The 23,665-nt window shown below is 60.5% G+C and carries 18 protein-coding genes and 1 tRNA gene; 16 read left to right on the forward strand and 3 right to left on the reverse strand.

The window, feature by feature from the left end:
* Positions 1 to 4 precede the first annotated feature (4 nt).
* The 6 genes from tolB to ACW9IN_RS17960 all read left to right on the forward strand — a co-directional run bounded on the left by tolB (position 5) and on the right by ACW9IN_RS17960 (position 4,320).
* Positions 5 to 1,285, forward strand: coding sequence for a Tol-Pal system beta propeller repeat protein TolB (tolB, locus tag ACW9IN_RS17935; RefSeq protein ID WP_457367142.1), 1,281 nt, complete (start codon positions 5 to 7; stop codon positions 1,283 to 1,285).
* Between the two features lie 52 nt (positions 1,286 to 1,337).
* A complete protein-coding gene (gene pal / locus ACW9IN_RS17940) occupies positions 1,338 to 1,838 on the forward strand; it encodes a peptidoglycan-associated lipoprotein Pal (protein ID WP_034100156.1) in 501 nt (166 codons plus the stop codon).
* A 6-nt stretch (positions 1,839 to 1,844) separates the two neighbouring features.
* The gene (ybgF, locus tag ACW9IN_RS17945; RefSeq protein WP_457367143.1) at positions 1,845 to 2,678 is read left to right on the forward strand and encodes a tol-pal system protein YbgF; all 834 of its coding nucleotides are present in this window, start codon (positions 1,845 to 1,847) and stop codon (positions 2,676 to 2,678) included.
* A gap of 164 nt (positions 2,679 to 2,842) precedes the next feature.
* Positions 2,843 to 3,490, forward strand: a complete 648-nt coding sequence (gene queE, locus ACW9IN_RS17950) for a 7-carboxy-7-deazaguanine synthase QueE (RefSeq protein WP_457367144.1) — start codon at positions 2,843 to 2,845, stop codon at positions 3,488 to 3,490.
* A 1-nt stretch (position 3,491) separates the two neighbouring features.
* Positions 3,492 to 4,181: a 7-cyano-7-deazaguanine synthase QueC gene (gene queC / locus ACW9IN_RS17955; protein WP_457367145.1), complete on the forward strand. Its 690-nt coding sequence runs from the start codon at positions 3,492 to 3,494 to the stop codon at positions 4,179 to 4,181.
* Between the two features lie 63 nt (positions 4,182 to 4,244).
* Positions 4,245 to 4,320 (forward strand) — tRNA-Lys (locus ACW9IN_RS17960).
* Between the two features lie 96 nt (positions 4,321 to 4,416).
* Here ACW9IN_RS17960 and ACW9IN_RS17965 read toward each other — a convergent pair.
* Positions 4,417 to 5,037, reverse strand: a complete 621-nt coding sequence (locus ACW9IN_RS17965) for a helix-turn-helix transcriptional regulator (protein WP_457367146.1) — start codon at positions 5,035 to 5,037, stop codon at positions 4,417 to 4,419.
* 153 nt (positions 5,038 to 5,190) lie between these two features.
* On the opposite strand from ACW9IN_RS17965, the gene ACW9IN_RS17970 reads away from it, so the two are divergent.
* The 4 genes from ACW9IN_RS17970 (at position 5,191) to ACW9IN_RS17985 (ending at position 8,672) form a co-directional block, all read left to right on the forward strand.
* Positions 5,191 to 6,183 carry a catalase family peroxidase gene (locus ACW9IN_RS17970; protein WP_457367147.1) on the forward strand — a complete coding sequence of 331 codons (993 nt, stop codon included), beginning with the start codon at positions 5,191 to 5,193 and terminating at the stop codon, positions 6,181 to 6,183.
* A gap of 34 nt (positions 6,184 to 6,217) precedes the next feature.
* Entirely contained in the window at positions 6,218 to 6,448 is a 231-nt protein-coding gene (locus tag ACW9IN_RS17975; RefSeq protein ID WP_016973255.1) for a hexameric tyrosine-coordinated heme protein, read from the forward strand.
* A gap of 247 nt (positions 6,449 to 6,695) precedes the next feature.
* Positions 6,696 to 7,982: an OmpP1/FadL family transporter gene (locus ACW9IN_RS17980; protein ID WP_457367148.1), complete on the forward strand. Its 1,287-nt coding sequence runs from the start codon at positions 6,696 to 6,698 to the stop codon at positions 7,980 to 7,982.
* Positions 7,983 to 8,297: 315 nt separating this feature from the next.
* On the forward strand, positions 8,298 to 8,672 hold the full coding sequence (locus ACW9IN_RS17985) for a C40 family peptidase (protein ID WP_457367195.1): 375 nt from the start codon (positions 8,298 to 8,300) through the stop codon (positions 8,670 to 8,672).
* A gap of 77 nt (positions 8,673 to 8,749) precedes the next feature.
* Here the strand turns inward: ACW9IN_RS17985 and ACW9IN_RS17990 are convergent, their stop codons facing one another.
* Together ACW9IN_RS17990 and ACW9IN_RS17995 are read right to left on the reverse strand one after the other, a co-directional pair.
* Positions 8,750 to 9,574: a mechanosensitive ion channel family protein gene (locus ACW9IN_RS17990; RefSeq protein WP_457367149.1), complete on the reverse strand. Its 825-nt coding sequence runs from the start codon at positions 9,572 to 9,574 to the stop codon at positions 8,750 to 8,752.
* Between the two features lie 88 nt (positions 9,575 to 9,662).
* Positions 9,663 to 11,192, reverse strand: a complete 1,530-nt coding sequence (locus tag ACW9IN_RS17995) for a catalase (protein WP_457367196.1) — start codon at positions 11,190 to 11,192, stop codon at positions 9,663 to 9,665.
* A 397-nt stretch (positions 11,193 to 11,589) separates the two neighbouring features.
* Here ACW9IN_RS17995 and ACW9IN_RS18000 point away from each other — a divergent pair, with 397 nt between their 5' ends.
* The 6 genes from ACW9IN_RS18000 to ACW9IN_RS18025 all read left to right on the forward strand — a co-directional run bounded on the left by ACW9IN_RS18000 (position 11,590) and on the right by ACW9IN_RS18025 (position 23,665).
* Positions 11,590 to 12,261, forward strand: coding sequence for a LuxR C-terminal-related transcriptional regulator (locus tag ACW9IN_RS18000; RefSeq protein WP_457367150.1), 672 nt, complete (start codon positions 11,590 to 11,592; stop codon positions 12,259 to 12,261).
* 268 nt (positions 12,262 to 12,529) lie between these two features.
* Positions 12,530 to 17,737 carry an Ig-like domain-containing protein gene (locus ACW9IN_RS18005; RefSeq protein ID WP_457367151.1) on the forward strand — a complete coding sequence of 1,736 codons (5,208 nt, stop codon included), beginning with the start codon at positions 12,530 to 12,532 and terminating at the stop codon, positions 17,735 to 17,737.
* Between the two features lie 135 nt (positions 17,738 to 17,872).
* Positions 17,873 to 18,796, forward strand: coding sequence for an OmpA family protein (locus tag ACW9IN_RS18010; RefSeq protein ID WP_457367152.1), 924 nt, complete (start codon positions 17,873 to 17,875; stop codon positions 18,794 to 18,796).
* Between the two features lie 135 nt (positions 18,797 to 18,931).
* Positions 18,932 to 19,852 carry an OmpA family protein gene (locus ACW9IN_RS18015; RefSeq protein ID WP_457367153.1) on the forward strand — a complete coding sequence of 307 codons (921 nt, stop codon included), beginning with the start codon at positions 18,932 to 18,934 and terminating at the stop codon, positions 19,850 to 19,852.
* 166 nt (positions 19,853 to 20,018) lie between these two features.
* On the forward strand, positions 20,019 to 22,427 hold the full coding sequence (locus ACW9IN_RS18020) for a type I secretion system permease/ATPase (RefSeq protein ID WP_457367154.1): 2,409 nt from the start codon (positions 20,019 to 20,021) through the stop codon (positions 22,425 to 22,427).
* A complete protein-coding gene (locus ACW9IN_RS18025; RefSeq protein ID WP_457367155.1) occupies positions 22,424 to 23,665 on the forward strand; it encodes an HlyD family type I secretion periplasmic adaptor subunit in 1,242 nt (413 codons plus the stop codon). The genes ACW9IN_RS18020 and ACW9IN_RS18025 overlap by 4 nt, the downstream gene beginning before the upstream one ends.

Below are 23,665 nucleotides of genomic sequence, written 5' to 3' on the forward strand. Positions count from 1 at the left end.
AGGAATGCTTGTCGTTATTTGCTGTATGGCAGGGATAGCGGCGGCGGATGAAAAGAACATCCTGGTCACCAGCGGTAGCGACCGGGCCACGCCGATCGCGGTTGTACCGTTCGGCTGGCAGGGCGGCAGCGTGCTGCCGGATGACATGGCGCAGATCGTCAGCGACGACCTGCGCAATTCCGGTTACTACGCCCCGATCGACAAGGGCAACATGATCAGCCAGCCGACCCAGGCCAGCGAAGTCATCTTCCGTGACTGGAAGGCCGTGGGCGCGCAGTACCTGATGGTCGGCAACATCGTGCCGGCCGGCGGTCGCCTGCAGATCCAGTACGCGTTGTTCAACGTGGCGACCGAGCAGCAGGTGCTGACCGGCAGCGTTTCGGGCACTGCCGAACAACTGCGGGACATGGCGCACTACATCTCGGACCAGTCGTTCGAAAAACTGACCGGCATCAAGGGGGCGTTCTCCACGCGTCTGCTGTACGTCACCGCTGAGCGTTTTTCCGTCGACAACACGCGTTACACCCTGCAGCGCTCGGACTACGACGGCGCGCGTGCGGTGACCCTGCTGCAATCGCGTGAGCCTATCCTGTCGCCGCGCTTTGCGCCGGACGGCAAGCGTATTGCCTATGTATCTTTCGAACAGAAGCGTCCGCGCATCTTCGTCCAGCACATCGACACTGGCCGTCGTGAGCAGATCACCAACTTCGAAGGCCTCAACGGTGCTCCAGCCTGGTCGCCGGATGGTTCGCGCCTGGCATTCGTGCTGTCCAAGGACGGCAACCCGGACATCTACGTGATGAACATGGCTTCGCGCCAGATCTCCCGCGTAACCAGTGGCCCGGGCATCAACACCGAACCGTTCTGGGGCAAGGATGGTTCGACCATCTTCTTCACCTCGGACCGTGGCGGCAAACCACAGATCTATAAGGCTAACGTGAACGGTGGGGGCGCGGAACGCGTGACTTTCATCGGTAACTACAACGCCAACCCGAAGCTTTCGGCTGATGAAAAGACGTTGGTGATGATTCACCGTCAGGATGGTTTCACTAATTTCCGGGTTGCGGCCCAGGATTTGCAGCGTGGAACGGTAAAAATCCTTACAGATACCAACCTTGATGAGTCAGCCACTGTTGCGCCCAACGGCACCATGGTAATCTACGCCACCCGCCAGCAGGGCCGGGGAGTCTTGATGCTCGTGTCCATTAATGGACGCGTGAGGCTCCCGCTTCCTACCGCTCAAGGCGAAGTCAGAGAACCGTCCTGGTCCCCTTACCTGAACTGACGCGGCGAAACACGTTTTACTTAACACACTGGGGTTCATTAGGAGTTTCACGATGGAAATGCTGAAGTTTGGTAAGTTTGCTGCTCTGGCTCTGGCTCTGTCCGTAGCCGTTGGTTGCTCGTCCAAAGGCGGCGACAATGCCGGTGAAGGCGCAGCTGTTGATCCAAACGCTGGTTACGGCGCCAACACTGGTGCAGTTGACGGCTCCCTGAGCGAAGAAGCTGCTCTGCGCGCTATCACCACTTTCTACTTCGAATACGACAGTTCGGACCTGAAGCCAGAAGCCATGCGCGCTCTGGACGTTCACGCGAAGGACCTGAAAGCTAACGGCGCTCGCGTTGTTCTGGAAGGTAACACCGACGAACGTGGTACTCGTGAGTACAACATGGCACTGGGCGAGCGTCGTGCGAAAGCCGTTCAGCGCTACCTGGTACTGCAAGGCGTTTCGCCAGCTCAACTGGAGCTGGTTTCCTACGGTAAAGAGCGTCCAGTTGCTACTGGCCACGACGAGCAGTCCTGGGCTCAAAACCGTCGCGTCGAACTGCGTAAGTAATTCGTCATGCGAACGTGCCGTCGTGCTCTGACTGTATTGGCCCTCAGCCTCGCACCGCTTGCGGTGTGGGCTGCGGTTCCTGTGGAAGATAGCAACTCTGGCTATAACAATAGCGGGAGCAGTTATCCGCCAGCGGGTTATGGCACGAACGGCGCCTATGCTGGGGGGGCGGCAACGTCCGCTCCCTCGGCACAGGGCGAACTGTTCAATCAGCTGCAACGCATGCAGGATCAATTGGCGCAGCAACAAGGCACCATTGAAGTTCTGCAGAACCAGGTGAACCAGCTGAAGCAAGAAGGCCTGGAGCGTTACCAGGATCTTGATCGACGCATTGGAGCCGGCGTAACACCTGCCGCAACTCCTGATAATTCTTCTGCCGGTGGCGCGCCAAGCGCTGCTGCCGGTGGTGCAGCCGCAGGGGCCGCTGCAAGCCAAGCCCCTGCCGCCAGCAGCGAACCGGGTGATCCGGCGAAGGAAAAACTGTATTACGACGCAGCCTTCGACCTGATCAAAGCCAAGGATTTCGACAAGGCCAGCCAGGCCTTCACCGCATTCCTGCGCAAATACCCGAACAGCCAATACGCGGGCAATGCCCAGTACTGGCTGGGCGAAGTCAACCTGGCCAAGGGTGACTTGCAGGGGGCCGGCCAGGCTTTCGCCAAGGTCAGCCAGTTGTACCCCAAGCACGCCAAGGTGCCGGACTCGCTGTACAAACTCGCTGACGTAGAACGCCGCCTGGGTCATACCGACAAGGTCAAAGGCATTCTGCAGCAAGTGGTTGCCCAGTATCCGGGCACTTCCGCTGCCCAGTTGGCCCAACGGGACCTGCAGCGTTTGTAAACTGCACGGCCCGTTTAGAAGAAACCCGCGCCTGACGCGGGTTTTTTCGTTAGAATCCACGCCCTTTTATGAAATACGCTTCCTGGGGTCTACGCGTTGACGGGATCCCTTGAAGTGCCTGACGGAGGCGGACAGCCTGTTTAGCTGTTACGCCCGTGGCGACTATGCAAGACACATTACGCATCACCGAAGTTTTTTACTCGTTGCAGGGTGAAACGCGAACGGCCGGCCTGCCCACAGTATTTGTGCGCCTGACCGGCTGCCCCTTGCGTTGCCAATACTGTGACAGCGCCTACGCCTTCAGTGGCGGCACCGTGCGCACCCTCGACGATATCCTGGAGCAGGTGGCCGGTTTCAAACCGCGCTACGTCTGTGTAACCGGTGGCGAGCCTTTGGCCCAGCCCAATGCCATTCCCTTGCTCAAGCAGCTGTGTGACGCCGGTTACGAGGTGTCCCTGGAGACCAGCGGCGCGCTGGATATCTCGGCGGTCGACCCGCGTGTAAGCCGCGTCGTCGACCTCAAGACCCCGGGGTCCAAAGAGGCGCATCGCAACCGCTACGAGAACATGGACCTGCTGACTGCCAACGATCAGGTCAAGTTCGTGATCTGTTCCCGCGATGACTACGATTGGGCCAACTCCAAGCTCATCCAGTACGGTTTGGACCGTCGCGTTGGCGAGGTGCTGTTTTCTCCCAGCCACCACGACTTGAACGCGCGGGATCTGGCCGATTGGGTGGTGGCGGATAACCTGCCGGTCCGCCTGCAATTGCAATTGCACAAATACCTTTGGAACGACGAGCCAGGACGCTGACATGACTGAACAACACACTGATCAAAAACGCGCGGTCATTTTGCTCTCGGGCGGCCTTGATTCCGCCACCGTGGTAGCCATGGCGCAGGCTGAAGGCTATAGCTGCTACACCATGAGCTTTGACTACGGCCAGCGCCACCGTGCCGAACTGAACGCCGCTGCCCGCGTAGCGCGCGACAGAGGCGTGGTCGAACACAAGGTGATCGGCTTGAACCTCAATGGCATTGGCGGCTCCGCGCTGACGGACAGCAGCATCGATGTGCCGGAGGCGCCGAGTGAAGGCATCCCGGTCACCTACGTGCCGGCACGCAACACCGTGTTCCTGTCCCTGGCGCTCGGCTGGGCTGAAGTGCTCAACGCCCGCGACATCTTCATTGGCGTCAACGCAGTGGATTATTCCGGCTATCCGGACTGCCGTCCGGAGTTTGTGGAGTCGTTCGAGCGCATGGCCAACCTGGCGACAAAGGCCGGGGTAGAGGGGCAGGGTTTCCGTGTCCAGGCGCCGCTGCAGAACCTGAGCAAGGCCGATATCGTGAAGGCTGGTGTAGGGCTTGGTGTTGATTATTCGCTGACGGTTTCCTGCTACCAGGCAGACGATGACGGCCGTGCTTGTGGGAAATGCGACAGTTGCCGACTGCGTGCAGAGGGCTTCCAGGCGGCCGGAATAGCCGATCCAACGCGTTATTTTTGAAATATTTCAAATTAAGTGTTGAATAGTCCTTAGAAATCAGTATTATACGCGCCACCACACAGCGGGTCGTTAGCTCAGTTGGTAGAGCAGTTGGCTTTTAACCAATTGGTCGTAGGTTCGAATCCCACACGACCCACCATATTTGGCGGTTTAGAAAATCCGGAAGGCCCACGCAAGTGAGGATTTCCGGGTTTTTTTTTGCCTTTCGAAAAGCTGCGCTGCCGCAGTTGCGCATTCACTCCCCCGACGCTTCGCGCCGCTCGATCAAGTACTGGCAAATCAAGCGATCCTCGCGCAGACACTGCTCACTGGCCGGCATGCCCGTGGCTTCGGAAAAGAACGCCGCCATCGCCCGGCACGCGCATTGTTCCTCGCGCACCACGCTGCCCACCGGGCAGGTGAAGTTACGCACCATCACACCGTCCTCATGGGGCACGGCTTCGGTACTGGCGCCCAGGGCATCGGCGGCGGCCATGGCCGCGCGCAGGCCGCTGTCGAAACTCACAGGGTTGGCCAGACCGGCGCGCTGGGCCAACTGGCGACCGGTCTGTTCCAGCACATCCCCCAGCTCGTCGGCGTCATAGCGGTCCCTGAGGGTGGCCAGCAATTGGGTCAACAGGACCTGGTAAGCCGTGGAGGTCACATCCTCACTGCCCGGCGCCGCTTCGAACACCACCGGCGGCTTGCCCACGGTGTTGCGCGGGCGAACCTTGCTGCGCCGTACCAGGCCTTCCGATTCCAATTGCTTGAGTTGCACGATCACCGCATTGCGGGTGACCGACAGGTGTTCGCAAAGCTGCACCACCGTCAGGGGCTCGCGTTGCAGCAGATGCAGGATGTCACTTTTGGTACTCACGGCAGGCAGGATTCGCTGGCGAATGAAGAGGGCGAGTATACCGTCATAACGTGTGGGTGATAGAGGAAAAACAATAATGACAAAACATATTGTCATTATTGTCGTAAGCTGATTAGAATTCGCCGAAATCACCCACCCACCGCAGGTCCTTCGATGAAAACAACTCAGCGTTTATTGATTGCGTTGCCGTTCGCCGCCACCTTGATCGGCAACGTCGTTGCACAAGATCAGCCCGCCCAGCAGTCCACTCCCACCCAATTGGTCGATGCCTTGAACGGTGTGTTCGGCCAGCATGCCGGTGCCCGTGCCGTGCACGCCAAGGGCGTGGTACTGGAGGGGCGTTTCACCCCAAGCCCTTCCGCCGCGTCCATCAGCAAGGCGCCGCATTTGCAGGCCACGGCGGTGCCGATCACCGTGCGCTTCTCCAACTTTGCCGGGATTCCGGACATTCCAGACAACCACGGCCTGGCCAGCCCCCGTGGTCTGGCGATTCGTTTCGCGCTGCCCAACGGTGGCTCTACCGACATCGTCGCCCATTCGTTCAACGGCTTTCCGTCGCCCACCGCCGATGACTTCCGTGACCTGCTGATCGCCCTGGGCACCAGTGGCCCCGACGTGGCCAAACCAACGCCCCTGGATGGCTACCTCGGCACCCACCCGGTGGCCAAAGCATTCCTCACCGCACCCAAGCCTGCGCCACAGAGTTTTGCCACGCTGCCGTACTACGGCGTGAACACCTTCAAGTTCATCAATGCGGCGGGCACTGTCACCTATGGCCGCTATCAGTTCCTGCCGGTGAGCGGCAGCCACTTCCTGAGCGAAGCGCAAACCGCCAAGGCCAAGCCGGATTACCTGAGCGACGAAATCCACCAGCGCATCACCAAAGGTGCGGTGCGTTTCAAACTGGTGGTGCAGGAAGCGGTCGAGGGCGACAAGCTGGATGACCCGTCCATCGCCTGGCCAGACAGTCGCCCCGTGGTGGAACTGGGCACGCTTGAGATCACCCGGGCCGTCGCCGACAACGTCGCCGCGCAGAAAAGCCTGCTGTTCCTGCCCAACAACGTACCTGCTGGCATCGAGCCGCAAGATCCGATGATCAACGCGCGTTCTGCCGCCTATCCTGTTTCATTCGGTCGTCGGCAGTAAGCCGCCGCCCTGCCTATAACAAGAGGACACCCTGATGAGTCTGATACCGAACAATTCACTGATCACCGCCACCCCTGAAGAAGGGCGTGAGCTGGCGATCAAAATGGCGCGGCTGGTGATCAAGGCCACGCAGCCGGACGAAGCGGTGCGCGGTCGGTTGCGCGATGTGTATGCCAATGACGCGGCCATGCTGATCAGCATCGGCCAGGTCGTGGCGACGGAGTTCGCGACCATCGCGGCGGCCAATAAATACTGGAACCCGTAACGCATGCAGGCAGCCAGTGCGGGCACTGGCTGTCTTGGCAAAAAGTACTTGAATTGACAGCTTTTAAAGCCTGAAACCGGCCAGTCACAACCCGGTCAAAAGGTCATAAATCGCGACCTTGAATCCGCAAAAGTCATTGAAATACATAGGATTGTAGGACAATCCGCAACATGAAAAACCTTTCATAATCGGCTCGCTCGATCGTTGGTAGTTTTCCCATCGCTGCCCCATCATTCGAGTCCTAATAATGAATAAAAAAACTCTGAAAGGCGCCCTGGCGCTCTCCGTTTCGCTTGCCTCCACTCAACTGTTCGCCGGTGGTTTTGCGCTCAATGAACAAAGCATCAGTTCAATGGGCACGGGCTACGCCGGTCGATCATCCTCGGCCGAAGACGCCAGCACCGTGTTCGGCAACCCGGCGGGCATGTCCCGGCTCAAGCACAATGAAGTGAGCATCGGCGCGACCTACCTCGATGCCAAATCCAACATCAAAGACGCCAGTTCCACCCAGGGCGGCGCTGACAACCCCGGCACCAACAAAGGCGACATGGTTCCCGGCATCGCCGTGCCGATGGGCTACCTGGTCACGCCGATCGACGAGCACTGGGCGTTCGGCCTGGGGATCTACGCGCCGTTCGGCCTGGTGACCGACTATGAACACAGCTTCCAGGGCAATGGCTTCGGCAACAAGAGCAAGGTCCAGGTCGTCACCGTGCAGCCGACGGTCAGCTATGCCTTCAACGACAAAGTTTCTGTGGGTTTCGGCCCGACCTTCAACAAGATCAGCGGCGAGCTGGACTCCAAAGTCCCCGCCTTCGGCCTGGGCACCGAGACCGTCAAGATCAAGGGGGACGACACCGCCACTGGCTTCAACGCCGGTCTGCTGGTGCAGGCCCTGGACAGCACCCGTGTCGGCGTGACCTACCATTCGCAAGTGGTCTATCACCTCACCGGCAAGACCAACGCTTCAGGCTTCCTCACTGATCTGGTGGACGGCGGGCCACAGCGCTACGACGCCAAGCTGAACGTCACCACGCCGTCCTCGGTGGACTTCTCCGTCACCCATCAATTGAATGATGACTGGACCCTCTACCTGGGCAGCACCTACACCCGCTGGAGCCAGCTGAAGAAAATCACCGTGAACAACAGCGGTGTGTCCGACCTGGCCGTTGCGCTGGCCGGCCTGGACTCCATCACCGAAGAGCAGCACTGGCATGACACCTGGTCCCACGCCATCGGCGCGGCCTACCGGGTGAACAAGCAACTGGTGTTGCGCACCGGGTTCTCGGTCGACCAGACACCGACCAACAACACCAACCGCTCCGTGCGCATTCCCACGGGCGATCGCACCGTGTTCAGCCTCGGTGCGGGCTGGACACCGGTCGATAACCTGACCTTCGACGTGGCGTATTCCTACCTGAAGGAAGAGCCGATCAAGGTGCGCCAGAACCAGACCGCGCTCGGGCTGACCTACGACGCCAAGTATGAAAACAGCGCGAACGGTTTTGGCGGATCGGTGACTTACCGCTTCTAGATCCCCCTGGGAGGCAGCCCCAGCAAGGGGTTGCCTGCGTGCCGTTCGGTGTAGGACTTTCCGTTTGTCGGCCTGGGAGCAGTCTTAAGATTACTGAGACAAGTCTCATTTTTTGGGAGGTTTCTTATAAATACCCTTGTGTTTCTTCTTTTGTTGAAACATTTAAAGGTGTTTATCGTGTTCAAGTTAACGTTGGCTGTCGGCTCTCTTTTTTGTTTTTTCGAGTACCTGTTCGCGACCTCTTCCCGCGCCGACGAGATGAAGGTCAGCTACCTGCGCCATGACTCCAGCCTGGCCGCGCAGACCCATTCACGGATGGGCGGCGTGGTGGCACGGGCCCACGAGTTGATCGGCACCCCGTACCGTTGGGGTGGTGCTTCGGTCAAGGACGGCTTCGATTGCAGCGGGTTGTTGGTGTACCTGTTTCGCACCGAAGCGGGCATCAAACTGCCGCGTACCACCACCACAATGCTGGCATCGAATGCCAAGACCGTAGCGCGCGATCAATTGAAAGTGGGGGATGCGGTGTTCTTCAAGCACAACGGCGCGGCGCAACTCAAACATGTCGGTATTTACATCGGCAACAATCGTTTTATCCACTCCCCCCGGACTGGCAAGACCATCCGCATCGATTCCCTGAGCAATACCTACTGGAACAAAAGCTACCTGACGGCCAAGCGCTTTCATTGATCCAGTCGCGACCAAGCCCGCTCACCACAAAAATGACCTCAAACCCAGACCAGCCCACAAATGTCGTCGCTGCCGAATCAACCCTGAATCAACGTCACCACCCGTTGCGGGAAAGGGATGCCGATACCTTGTTGTGCCAAGGCATCGCGAGCTTTCTCGTTGAGCCGATACAGCACATCCCAATAATCATCATTGTCGGCCCACACGCGCAGCGACACGGTGATCGCGCTGTCGCCCAGTGTGGTCACGACCACCACAGGTTCCGGGTCTTGATGAATGCGCGGGTCGTCGCACAGGCCCAATAACACCTGGCGAACCGTGTCCAGGTTGGCGCTGTAGTCCACGCCCACGTCGAATACCACTTTGCGCGTGGCCTCGCTGGAAAAATTGACCACCACGCCATTCGACAGACTGCCATTGGGCACCACGATCCGCTTGTTGTCGGTGCTGAGAATCACCGTGTGGAAAATCAAAATGGCATCCACCGTGCCATACACGCCCTGCACCTCGATTCTGTCGCCCACCTTGAATGGGCGAAACAGCAGGATCAGCACGCCACCGGCGAAGTTGGCCAGGCTGCCCTGCAACGCCAGACCGATAGCCAGGCCCGCTGCGCCCAGGGCGGCGACGAAGCTGGTGGTCTGCACGCCGACCATCGAGGCCACGCTGATGACCAGCATGATCTTCAGCGCGATCTTCACCAGGCTGCCGACAAAACTCTGCAAGGTTTTATCCACGCTGCGCTTGCCCAGCACCTCGCCGATACGCCGCGTCACCGTGCTGATGAACCACCAGCCCAGTACCAGCGTGAGGCCGGCCAGGGCAATGTTCAGGCTGTGTTCCAGAATGACGGGTAGCCAGGCCTCGCTGTGTTGAATCAGTTGATCGAGCTTGAAATCCATGTTGCACCTTGTCGCGATAAAAAAAACGGCCCGCGCAGTGAGCGCAGGCCTTGTGGGGTTATGGCCGAAGCGGCCGTCGAGGGAAGGCTCAGTCGCTTAACAGCGCGGCCATTTTTTTCACCTGATCCAGGTCGCCTTTGGCCACATCCGTCACGCCGGTGCCGTATTCCGGGTCGGCCTTGTAGAGGAACGACAGGATGTGGTGTTTGCTCACGGTGTCCGCCTGAGCCAGCGAACTGCCAAAGCTGTTGATCAGGTCTTTGCGCGCCTTGCTGCTGAACGAGCGATACAAATCACCGGCCTGCTGGAAGTTCTGTTCGCGCTGGATCTTGGCCTGCTGGGTACTGCCGGTCAGTAGGAGCATGCTGTAACGCGCAGCGGAAGATTCCTCACGTGGGAACAGCCGGCTCGGTTGGTAATTGATGCCGGTGAGGGTCGAGGCCGCATTCATCGCACCGTCCTGGTTACCGTTGTCCACCGGCGCCTTGCTGGCGTTGATCGGCAGTTGCAGGGCATTGGCGCCCAGGCGATGCATCTGCGTGTCGGCGTAGGCGAACAAGCGCCCTTGCAGCAAGCGGTCTTCAGAGGGCTCAATGCCGGGGATCAGGTTGGAAGGGGCCATGGCCACCTGTTCGGTTTCCTGGAACACGTTGGCCGGGTTGCGGTTGAGCACCATCTGCCCGACCTTGCGCATGGGCACGTCGGGCCAGACTTTGGTAGCGTCCAGCGGGTCGAAATCGAACGTGGCCAGTTCTTCAGGCTTGAGCACCTGGATGTACAGGTCCCATTTCGGGAACTCGCCTTTTTCAATGTGCTTGATAAGGTCGAGGGTCATGTGGCTGAAGTCGGCGCCCTGCACGCGGGTGGCTTCTTCCGGGGTGAAGTTGCGCACGCCTTGCAGGCTCTTCCAGTGAAACTTGACGTAACTCACCTCGTCCTTGGCGTTCACGAACTTATAGGCATGCACGCCGTTGCCATCCATTTCCCGGTAGCTGGCGGGCGTACCGTTGTTGGAATACAGCTCGGTCAGGGTGCGGGTGGCTTCCGGTACGTGGGAAAAGAAATCGAAGCGGCGCGAATCGTTGGCCAGGTTGGTGCGCGGGTCGGGTTTGAATGCGTGGACCATGTCGGGGAACTTGAGCGCATCGCGGATGAAAAACGTCGGGAAGTTATTGCCCACCAGGTCCCAGTTGCCTTCGGCGGTGTAGAACTTGGTGGCGAAGCCTCGGGGGTCGCGCAGGGTTTCTGGTGAATGAGTGCCGTGCACCACCGAGGAGAACCGCACGAACACCGGAGTAACAGTGCCGGTGGTAAACAGCGCGGCCTTGGTCAGGTCCAGCAGGTTTTCGCTGGCGGTGAACACCCCGTGAGCACCGGTACCGCGCGCATGCACCACACGCTCGGGAATGCGCTCGCGGTCAAAACGTTGCAGTTTCTGAATCAAGTGCACGTCTTGCAATAACACCGGGCCGTTGGGGCCTGCGGTCTGCGAATTCTGGTTATCGCCCACTAACGCGCCATTGTCGCGGGTGAGTGGACTGCTGTGCGCCGACAGTACCAATGAACTAAGGCTCAACGCACACAACAAGGGAAACTGGCGAACGAAACGCACAGGCATACAGGCCAACATAATAAGGCTCCGGAAATTTTGAAGGAGGCCAACAACAGAGGTTGGCGCAAGTCAGTACCTCTTTAGTGTGTGCGCCCCCAGGGCGTCGGATATTTAAGAAATGTCTCAATTGCATGGGCTTGCTTATGGAATGCTCCGTTGTTTTTATTGAGACAGTTCTTAGAGCCATTTTTTTTCCAAGCCACTACCGTAGTTCTATCGGTCCAACCCTACGCTGTGCAGCGTGAGTGTAAGAGGCCTTTTGGGGAGCGGATGAGTTATCCGTTAATTCCTGCTCGGGGTATTCGCCGATGTCGGCGAAGCCATAATTTAAATACGGCGTTAGACGGTTTAGGCCGTGCGATACAAGGATGCAGGTTGAATTCCTGGGAAGACGAGGTGTGTGATGTCTGGGTTAATAAGGGTGGGGGTGCTGGATGAACATGAAGTGGTCCGTCAGGGGTTGCGATACCACCTGGCCGACCAGGCCAGTATTGAAGTAACGGGGCTGTTCGACACCACGGACAACGCCTGGCGCGCGATCCAGCGCGGCCAGCTGGACCTGTTGGTGATGGACAACGAGTTGGCCAACAACGCCGCGCACGATTTTATCAAGGCCGTGCGCGCCGAGTTTCCGCAGATCTGGGTGCTGGTGCTGGTGCCCGAGGCCGATCCCCGGGTCGCCATGCTGCTCCTGGCGGCGGGTGTGCAGGGCGTGGTGTGCAAGCGCCAGCCGCTGGGAGTGTTCATTCAGGCCATTGAATTATTGGCGTGCGGCCAGCGCTACCTGTGTTCCAGCATTGTGGTGGCCCAGGAAGATGACGCCGTCGCCGGCTGGTGGGAAGCCACCGGCGCGGAAGAAGCCCTGGCCTCCCACGCTTCATTATCGTTGCGCGAGCGTGAAGTGTTGCGGCTGTGCATCAGCGGCCTGACCGTGACGCGCATCGCCGAGATGTTCAACCGCAGCCTTAAAACCGTGAGCACGCAAAAGTTGGCCGCCTACCGCAAGTTGGGTGTCACCAGCGACATGGACTTGTTCAAGCGTTTGTCCCAATACAAAACCATGAAAGGGCTTTGAGACAAGTCTCAAAGACAGCCTGCCGCTCACCGTGTTAGTTGCTCAAAACCCGCCGCGTGCGGGTTTTTTGTTTGGGCGTGATTCATAAGGCGGCGTCGCCTTTATTGTTTAAGCCTGTGGGGGTTTTGAGACAGTTCTTATATTGCCAATTACGTCGTTTGCGGAGAATTCCGACATCCCAAGGATTCCTCTTAACGGAGTGGCTTGGTTGATAGGAATGCCGGATGAACCGGTGTACGCAATCCTGACTAACTCAAAGGCAGAAAACGTGAACGCTAACTCTGTGAATGTCGCCGTAGTAGACGGCAAGACAATTACCCAAACGGTGGACCTCGGTGCCGCCAAAACCGGTCTTCCTGTACGCATCAAAGCGGTACAGGGTGGCAAATACCTTATTGGCGAGGGTGAAAAAGGCTTCGCGCCGGAAAACCTCACCATCAAGCGTGTGGGCAAAAACCTGCACATCGCCCTGGAAGGCACCGACCCTGACCAGGCGCAACTGATCATCGAAAACTTCGAAGGCAGCGGCGGCCAACTGGTCGGCCTGGCCGAAGACGGTTCCTACTACGAATTCATTTCCTCGGATGCCGACCAGGACAGCTCGGCTGCCTACCTGTACGACGGCGCGGAGTCTGCCCAGGTATTGGGCTCGCAACCCCTGACCGGTTTTGGCAATGGCCTGGTCGCTGGCGCCGGTATCGGCTGGTTCTGGCCTGCACTGCTGGGCCTGGGCGCATTGGGCTTGCTCGGTGGCGTGTATGCCGCCGTTCATAACAAAGACAAAGACAACAACGCGGACGCGCCAGTGGGCGGCGGCAACGGCGACAAAGGCTCGCTCGAAGGCGTGACCGATGACGTGGGCGACAAACAAGGCCTGATTGGCAACGGCGAATCCACCGACGACAAAACCCCGACCTTCACCGGTATCGGCAAGCCTGGCACCAGCGTTGAAATCGTCGACAACGGCGAAGTCATCGGCACCGCGCCAGTGGGCGAAGACGGCAAGTGGACCTTCACCCCTGAAGAGCCGGGCCTGTCCGACGGTTCTCACAACATCGTGATCGTTCCGGTGGATGCCGATGGCAACAAAGGCGAAGGTTCGCCTGGCCACGTCATCATCGTCGACACCGTGGCCCCGGCGGCTCCGCTGATCGAAGGCGTGTACGACGACACCGCGCCGAACGAAGGCCTGCTGGCCAGCGGCGACAGCACCAACGACACCACCCCGACCCTCAGCGGTACCGCTGAAGCGGGCGCCATCGTGCACATCTACGACAATGACGTGGAAATCGGCACCGCCATCGCAGACGCTGACGGCAAATGGGAATTCACCCCGGAAACCGAACTGGCAGAAGGCGATCACGCATTCACTATCGCCGCTGAAGACGCAGCCGGCAACATCAGTGTGCCTTCGGCACCGTTCCCCATCGTTATCGACATCACCGCGCCGGAAAAACCAGGCCCGGACAACGGTGGCATCAGCGACATCATCGACAACGAAGGTCCGGTCCAAGGCAGCATCGGCGACGGCGACAGCACCGACGACAAAACCCCGACCTTCACCGGTGGCGGCGCAACGCCGGGCGACACCGTGGTCATCATCGACAACGGCACGCCAATCGGCAGCGTGGTCGTTGGCGACGACGGCAAGTGGGAATTCACCCCGGATCCGGCGCTGGACGAAGGTCCGCACGAAATCGTGGTCGTGATCAAAGACCCGGCCGGCAACGAAAGCGAGCCGTCCGACCCGATCACCGTGATTATCGTGGAAGACACCACCCCTCCGGCCAAGCCAACTCCAGGTGCGGGCGGCATTGAAATCATCACCGACGACGTCGGCCCGGTCACCGGCATCATTGGCGACGGCGACAGCACCGACGACACCGCACCGACCTTTGGCGGCAGCGGCGCCGAGCCTGGCGACATCGTGACCATCATCGACAACGGCACGCCGATCGGCAGCGTTGTGGTGGGCGACGACGGCAAGTGGGAATACACCCCGGGGGCAGGCGAAGAGCTGGCCGAGGGCAGCCACGAAATCGTTGTGGTCATCAAAGACCCGTCGGGTAACGAAAGCGAGCCTTCCGACCCGATCACCATCATCGTCGACACCCAGGCGCCGGTTGCACCGACCCTTGGTTCGGTGATCGATGACCAAGGCGCCATCACCGGCGAACTCACCTCGGGCGACATCACCGATGACGCCAGCCCGGACCTCTCCGGTACCGCCGAAGCCGGTTCCCTGGTGACCATCTATGACAATGGCACCGCCATTGGCAGCGTACTCGCGGGCGCCGACGGCAGCTGGACCTTTACCCCGTCCTTGCCGCTGAGCAATGGTTCGCACTCGCTGACCGTGACCTCCACCGATGCGGCCGGCAACGTCAGCGCACCCACCCTGGCCTTCGAGCTGGAAGTGGTCGCTGGCGGCGCCCCTGCCGCACCGGCCATCATCAGCGTGGTCGATGACCAGGGCGACAATCAAGGCCCGCTGCCTATGGGTTCGACCACCGACGACACCACCCCGACCATCAACGGTACCGGTGAAGACGGCAACATCATCTACGTGTACGACGGCGACACCCTGCTGGGCACCACCACCGTGGTGGGCGGCCAGTGGAGCTTCACTCCCTCCACCCCATTGGCAGAAGGCGATCACAGCCTGACCGCCCAGGCGCAAAACGCCGCCGGCAACCTGAGCCCGGCCACCGGTGTCTACCCGATCATCGTGGACACCACCGCACCGACCGAACCGACCGGCCAAGCGCTGATCGATGACGTAGGCGCCGTAACCGGCCCGATCTCGTCCGGCAACACCACCGACGACGCCAACCCGACGTTCGAAGGCATGGCCGAACCAGGTTCCATCGTAAACATCTACGACAACGACGTGCTCATTGGCAGCACCACCGCCGATGCCTCCGGCGTCTGGCGCTTCACCCCGGCCACCGCCTTGGTGGACGGCCAGCACTCGCTCACCGCCCAGGCGGTAGACGATGCCGGTAACGTCGGCCCGATGGGCCCGGCAATTGACTTTACCGTGGACACCTCGTCCGTTGTGATCTCCATCACTTCCGTGGAAGACAACGTGGGCAGCGTTACCGGTAACCTGACCAGCGGCCAGGCCACCGACGACACCACCCCGACCCTGAACGGCCAAGCCACCCCGGGTGCCACTGTCACGATCTACGATGGCGCCACCCCACTGGGTACCGTAATCGCCAACGGCACTGGTCAGTGGACTTTCACCACGCCCGTCCTGAGTGAAGGCGCGCACAACCTGACCGCGACCGCCACCACCCCGGCCAACGGCGAAAGCGCCCCGACCCCTGTGTTCGAAACCTTCATCGACACCACCGCGCCGACCGCTCCGGCGATTGGCGGTGCCAGTGACGACGTGGGCAGCATCCAGGGCCCGATCGGCAACGGCGACACCACCGACGACACCACTCCGACCCTCAGCGGCAGCGGCCTGAATCCCGGTGACACGGTGGAAATCCTCGACGGCGGCGCCCTGATCGGTACCACCAAGGTCAACCCGGACGGCACCTGGAGCTACACGCCGACTACGCCACTCAACGACGGCAAGCACGACCTGACGGTCATCGCCCGTGACCCGGCCGGTAACGCCAGCGCGCCGTCCGAAGCATGGACCGTGATCGTCGACACCGTGGGCCCGGTCACCGTCATCGCCTCCCTGAGCGATGACGTGGGTGTGGGCACCCCAACCCTGCCGGAGACCATCCTCAACGGCGGCGAAACCGATGACCGTTCACCGGTGATCAACGGCACCTCGGAGCCGGGTGCCCTGGTGACGATCTACGCCAACGGTGTGGAACTGGGCAGTGTTGTGGCGGACGCCACCACCGGTGCCTGGACGTTCGAACCGGCTGAGCCGCTGGAGTTGGGGGCTTATACGCTCACTGCAACTTCGACCGATGCGGCGGGTAATACCGGGCCGGAGAGTGAGTTGTTTGAGTTTGATTTGGTGGGGATTTTCCATCGGCCGGTGATTGTGGATAACTTTGGTCCGAATGGTACCGTTATTGGCACAACACCTCTTGATCTTGGGGTTATGACGGTCGCAAATTTTGGCGGGGGGGCTAGCTCCAACTACGGCGGCGACTATATCGCAATGTCGAGTGGTAGTTGGGTGCCGTCACCCGGCTATAATGCGCAAAAAATGGTGTTTGACCTTAAAGGCGAAACAGCATCGCAGCTTTCGTTGGAACTTGAAGGAATTGGCAGGAACGGTACCGGTAATATAAATGTTGGTACACCTGTAGCAGAGTTGAAGTTTTACGATGCAAATGGTGTTGAAATATACACTTATCAAATTCTCAGTGTGCCGGCGTACTCCGGGTTAGCTGATGTTAAGCATTTTGTTATGCCAGATGGCAAGCAGTTTGCGAGCTTTGAGGTGGTTCAAATAACGCCGCCAAGTGGTATTGGTTATTCAGTTATGATCGATAATATCGTAGCCAGCCAAACGCCGTTTGAAGTAATTTCTGACTTTGGTCCTCCTGTAATTTTTACTGATGGTCATACCGTGGTTCTGGATGACTTTACATTGACTAAAGAAGTCGTCAGCGGATCGTCTAAGATGACCTCGGGTAAAAATATAGAACTAAGAAACGGCGGGGCTAGTAATTCTGATGGTTACGGAGAACAAAAAGCCATATTCGATCTGAGTGGTGAGCCTATGCGCTCGGTTGCATTGGATTTTAATGTGAGCACTTATCTTAATTCTGGTGGTTCAGCACCGTCCAATACTATTATTGGTGTTATTCAGTTTTTTGGTGAGGGGGGTGAAGAGCCGATTTTTACTCATACTATAAAAGCTGGCGATTCGAATAATTATCTTACTATTACAATGCCGAATGGCATGGAGTTTTCCAGCTTTCACGTGGTGCAATATCAAGCGCCCCATAATTATGACTATGTATTTGGTATTGACAATATTATCTTCGGCAACCCAGACCGTATCCCCGATACCAAAGTAGGTACGGATAACATTGCAGACGACCTCTCCGCCGCCGACCAACTCATCGAAGTAGCCGAAGGCGAAGAACTCACCGTCGAAGCCGAAGGCACCGACGCCATCGACACGCTGACCCTCACCGGCGCGAACCAGGTCCTCGACCTGACCGCCCTGGCCGAAGGCCAGGTGACGTCGATGGAAGTCATCGACATCACCGGCACGGGCAACAACACGTTGAACCTGTCGCTGAGCGACGTGCTGGCACAGGGTGGCAACAGCCTGTTCACCGGCGATGACAGCACGCAGATGATGATCAAGGGCAATGCCGGCGATGTGGTCAACCTCGCGGATCTGCTGCCGGACGGCACCGATCCGGGTGATTGGGCCAGTGCGGGCACCGCGACGGTGGCGGGCGTGGTTTACAACGTCTACCAACACTCGTCCCAGGACGCACAGCTGCTGGTTCAGGACGGCGTCACTACCAACCTGGTGTAAGCCGGCCCACCCGGCCCCGTGGGTTTCCCCCGGGGCTCGGGTGCCCAGGTTGATCCAGGCAGGTGACTGCCGCTCTCAATTGTCTTTTACTTTTTTTGCCCGGGTGCCCAGCGGCACCCGTGCGGAGTTTTGATCATGTTTACACGCAACAACACCCTTACCGCTGCGCTGTTCGCGGCGGCCGTCTGCGCGATGCCCTTGGCTCAGGCAGAACAGCAATACACTTACCAGTCGGCGGCCATCCAGCCGTTCGGCAATGGTTACCAGCCGGTGGCCCCGGTCTCCGACGGCCAGGCCCAGGTGGTCTACTACCGCGGTACCGATGCTCAGCAGCGCGGTTCGGCCAACGTCTACGTTGACCGTGAGTTCCACACCAGCCTGTTGCCTGGCGGCTACACCGCGTTTTGCGTGGAGCCGGGCAGCCGTACCCTCGGCGCTTACCTCGGGGATGCGCCCAGCTACCGTGGCAAGACCACCGACCTGTACTCGGCCAAGCTGGAAGGCGGCAAGACCTACTTCCTCAAAGTGCGTGAGAACGGCAACGGCGCGCCATTGTCCGTAGACCGTGCCGACGCCGAGCGTGAGTTGGCCGGCAGCCGTGCCCAGGTGCAGGCACTGTCCCGTGCCTCCAAGGTGCAGCAGTGCAACTTCGTCGACAAACCGGCCGAGGCCTTCAAGGACTACGCCTTGTCCAGTGACGTACTGTTTGCCTTCGGCAAATCGGGCTACCAGGACATCAGCCGCCGTGGCCGCGTGGCGATCCTTGAGCTGGTCACCCAGCTCAACCGTGAACACAGCCAGCTGGACCGCGTGGTGGTGATCGGTCACACCGACCCGATCGGTTCCTACCAGGCCAACCAGGCCCTGGGCCTCAAGCGCGCGCAAACCGTGCGTCGCCTGCTGATCGACGGTGGCGTTCCGTCCACCGCCGTGGTTGCCCGCAGCGCCGGCAGCAGCGAGCCCGTGACCGACGAATGCTACGGCAGCAAGGCCGAGCAAGTGGCGTGCAACGCGCCCAACCGTCGTGTGGTGGTTCGCGTGGACGTGAGCGGCCAGTAACGCCCTCACGCAAAGCCCGCTCCGGGAGGCCTTCGGGCTTCCCGTTCTTTGCCGCAAGCGCTGTGCGTTTGCGGCCTTTTTCTCGACTCGATAATCCGTCACCGGTTCGCTGGTGGCCACGGCGGAGTGACGCCCATGTTTTTACTTAACCGGAACCGAGCCGCCGTGCTGATCGGCGCAGCCTTGTTCAATCTACCGGCCCTGGCCAACATCCCTGCGCCCGTGGCGGGCAAAGTGTTTGATGCCACCTACGAACCGGTCGCGGCCATCGGCGAAGACCAGGCCCAGGTGGTGTACTACCGCACCCTCGGCGGGGTGCAGCGCAAAGGCGCGGCCCATGTGTATGTTGACCGTGAGTTCCACACCGGCCTGCTGCCGGGGGGCCACACTGCATTCTGCGTGGCGCCGGGCACCTATACCCTGGGCGCTTACCTGGACGATATGCCGACCTACAAAGGCAAGCACAGCGACCTGTACCAGGCCACGTTGCAGGGCGGCAAGACCTATTACCTGCGTGTGCGCGAAGACGGCAGCACCTTCCCGCTGCCCGTCGCCCGCGATGCGGCCGAGGCCGAACTCACCACCTCGCGCACCCAAGTGCACGCGGTGTCCCGTGCGGCGTCTGTCGAAGCTTGCCGGCATTACGACTACCTGGTGGACGATTCGCGCTTCAAGCATTACGAGCTGGCCAGCGACGTGCTGTTTGCGTTCGGCAAAGCCGGCGCGGGGGATATTTCCAAAGCCGGGCATCAAGCGATTGCGCGCCTGATCAACGACCTGCATGAGGACGATGCACAGGTCAAAAATGTTCAGGTGATCGGCCATACCGACCCCATCGGCGACGAAGCCAAAAACCAGCAACTGGGCCAGCAGCGGGCCGACACGCTGCGCCAACTGCTGATCAACAAGGGCATTCCGGAATCCATCGTCAGCGCCTCCAGCGCCGGCAACCGTGAACCGGTGGTGTACAGCTGCTACGGCAACCGTGCGCAGCAAATTGCCTGCTATGCGCCGAACCGGCGTGTGGTGGTCAAGGTGGAACTCGGCCGCCCTTGACGCCTGCCTGACGGCAAGCCGGGCGTTTTGGGACAGGTCTTATTCTTACAAACAGGCCGTCTCGTCAGAATTCTCCTAACGGTTTCCAAGGCCTGCCTGCTCGACAGCGCCGCCTTGAGACATCCATTTTCAATGCGGTCGCCACCAGCGACCCAGGACTCTTGTGATGACTACAGACGTGCCTGTTGGCCCCAGCGAGCAACCTCCCGTGTTGCCCGCGCCTCAAACCACGGTCCAGGACACGCTGCTCGACAGCGTGTCGTGGATCTGCGATCACTACGGCGTGGGCAAAAGCCCTGAAGCCCTGACAGCCGGCCTGCCCAAGGGCGGCATGCTGCCCCCGTCGCTGGCGCTGGCCGCCTTGTCGGCCGCCGGCCTGTCGGCGGGCCTGGTGGAGCGACGCCCCCAGGCGTTGCCCGCTCAATTGGTGCCCATCGTATTGCTGCGCAAGGAGCACGGCGGCTGCGTCTTGCTCGGTCGCACCGTGCGCAACGACGCCGACGGCAAGCGCGCCTGCTTCTACCAGGTGATCCTGCCGGAAGTCAGCCTCGAGCCGGTGGAACTGGACCAGGCCGGCATGGACGCGCTGTACGCCGGCCACGCGATTCTGGTCAAACCCCGCGCCAAGGTCGACCTGCGTGCTGGCGATGAAACCCCGCGCCCGGCCGGCCACTGGTTGCTCAGTACCCTGTGGCGCTATCGCAGCTACTACCGCAGCGCGGCCATCGGCGCGGTGCTGATCAACGTGCTGGGCCTGGCCACCATTTTCTTCACCATGAACGTGTACGACCGCGTTGTGCCGAACCAGGCGTTCGTCACGCTGTGGTCGTTGGGCATCGGTGTGTCCATCGCCATGATCTTCGAAGCGATTGCCCGTTATGTGCGGGCACACCTGCTGGATGTGGCCGGTAAAAAAGCCGACCTGGTGTTGGGCACGATGTTGTTCCGCCAGGCGCTGTCGATCCGCATGGAAAACAAACCGGCGTCGTCCGGCTCGTTCGCCAACCAGTTGCGCGAGTTCGAATCGGTGCGCGACTTCGCCACCTCGGCCACGCTGGCGGCGCTCACCGACCTGCCGTTCGTGCTGATGTTTGTCGGCGTGATCTTTGTGGTGGGCGGCCCGCTGGGCTGGGTGCCGTTGCTGTTGATTCCGCTGATTCTGATCATCAGCGTGATCATCCAGTGGCCGCTGGCGCGCACCATGAAAGAGAACATGCGCGAAGGCGCGCTCAAGCAAGGCGTGCTGGTGGAGTCGGTCGAAGGCCTGGAAACCCTCAAGGCCGTGGGCGGCGAAGCCTACATGCAGCGGCGCTGGGAAAACTTCAGCGCGCTGTCGGCGGCCACATCCATGAAGTCCCGCTCGCTGTCGAGCCTGGCAACCGGCGTGGTGGCGTTCCTGCAACAGATCCAGACCGTGGTGCTGATCATCATCGGCGTGTACCTGATCGACGCCGGCGACTTGAGCATGGGCGGTCTGATCGCCACCGTGATGCTCGCCGGTCGCGCCACGGGGCCGTTGGGCCAGGTGATCGGTCTGGCGGTGCGCTTCCAGCAAGCCAAGGCGGCGCTCGGTTCACTGAACGGCCTGATGGCCATGCCGGTGGACCGCGACCCTAAAGCCCAGTACCTGTCCAAGCCACCGCTGTCGGGTCAACTGACCCTGAAGAACGTCGGCTTTTCGTACCCGGCACCGCCGATGCAGCCCAACCCACCGGTGTTGCAAGGCGTCAACATGACCGTTGCGCCCGGCGAGCGCGTGGCGATCCTGGGCCGTATCGGCAGTGGCAAATCCACGCTGTTGCGGGTGATGGGCCGGCTGTACGCACCGGTCGAAGGGCAGATGTTCACCGATGGTCTGGACGTCAACCAGATCGACCCGGCCGACTGGCGCAAAGCCGTCGGTTATGTGGGCCAGGATGCCCGCCTGTTCTACGGCTCGCTGCGTGAAAACGTGATGCTCGGCCGCCCCGACGCCACCGCCGAGGAGTTCCTGCGGGTACTGCGCCTGACCGGCCTGGACCACATCGCAGCCAAGCACCCCAAGGGCATCAACTTGCCGATCGGCGAAATGGGCGAGGGCTTGTCGGGCGGTCAACGGCAGTTGGTATCCCTGGCGCGCAGCCTGTTGGCGCGGCCAAAAATGCTGCTGCTCGATGAGCCCACCAGTGCCATGGATACCCAGACCGAGATGGCGTTTCTCGACCATCTCAAGCGGGCCACCGAAGGCCAGGCCATGGTGGTGGTGACCCATCGCCCCTCGTTGCTGGCGCTGGTGGACCGTATCGTGGTGGTCGACGACGGCAAGGTCGTGGCCGATGGCCCGAAGGCGCAGATCCTCGAAGCGCTGTCGGGCAAGGCCGAGCCCAAAACGGCGCAGCCGGCACAACCCGAGCAGTCGACCAAGGCCGCAGCGGCCAAGACACGGGCGCGTCCGGCCCCGGCGCCGGTGCGTACGCCCGGCAAGGAAGCGCCGTCGTTTCAGATCAATCCACGCACCCCGGTGCCCACGAACAACGCAACACGACCCGCGGCCCCTCCTGTTTCAGGCCCCGCGACAGGTGAGGTAGCCCCGTGATCCGTACACTTTTCGGCCGTCAACCCAAGGCCAACCTCGAACCCGGCGATGCCGCGTTCATGAACGATGTCAAAGAGTCGTTGCTGTCCCAGACCACCCCCGGCTCCAAGCTGGTGTTGTACCTCATCGCCGCAGTACTGGTGATCGGTGTGGTGTGGGCGTACTTCGCACGGGTCGAGGAAATCACCCTGGGCGAAGCGAAGATTATTTCCATGAGCCGCGAGCAGGTGATCCAGAGCCTGGAAGGCGGGATTCTGCTGGACATGAATGTGCGTGAAGGCGCCATCGTCGAGAAGGGCGATGTGCTGCTGCGCATCGACCCGACCCGTGCCGAGTCGAGCTACCGCGAAGTGCTGTCCAAGGTCATCGGCCTGAAAGCCTCGATCAGCCGTTTGCGCTCCGAGGCCTATTCGCAGCCGTTGCAATTCGACGACCAGGTCAAGCAGGACAAGGATGTGGTCGCCCAGGAAACCCGTGCCTACGAGTCGCGCAAACGCGCGCTCAACGACAGCATCAGTGCATTGGAGCGCAGCTATCAGTTGTCGACTCGTGAAGTGCGTCTGGCCGAGCCGCTGGCGGCCAAGGGCTTGATGTCTGAAGTCGAGCTGCTGCGGATCCGCCGTTCGGCCAACGATATCAAGTCGCAAATCGTCGAGCGCACCAACAAGTTCCAGGCCGACGCCAACTCCGAACTTTCCAAGCTGGAACTGGAGCTGTCGCAGATCAGCGAAAACCTGGTGGGCCGCGCCGACGTGCGTGACCGCACCACCATCACCGCACCGGTACGCGGCACCGTGAAGAACGTGCGGGTCAGCACCATTGGCGGGGTGATCCAGCCGGGCGAGCACATCCTTGAGATCGTGCCCCTGGAAGAACAACTGTTGGTGGAAGGCAAGATCCGCCCTTCGGACGTGGCGTTCCTGCGCCCGGGCCTGGCGGCGACCGTGAAGATCACGGCGTATGACTACGCGATTTATGGCGGCCTCAAGGGCCGGGTGGAACACATCAGCCCGGACACCCTCAAGGACGACCAAAAGGCCGCGTCGGGTCGCCCGGATGACACCTACTACCGCGTGCTGGTGTTGACCGACAGCAGTGAGCTGACGGCGGGCGGCAAGTCGCTGCCGATCATTCCGGGGATGGTGGCATCGGTGGAAATCCGCACCGGTGAAAAAACCATCCTCAATTACCTGCTCAAGCCCGTGCTCAAGGCGCGCGAAGCCTTCCGGGAGAGATGA

This window comes from Pseudomonas sp. SDO5271_S396, from assembly GCF_054071795.1.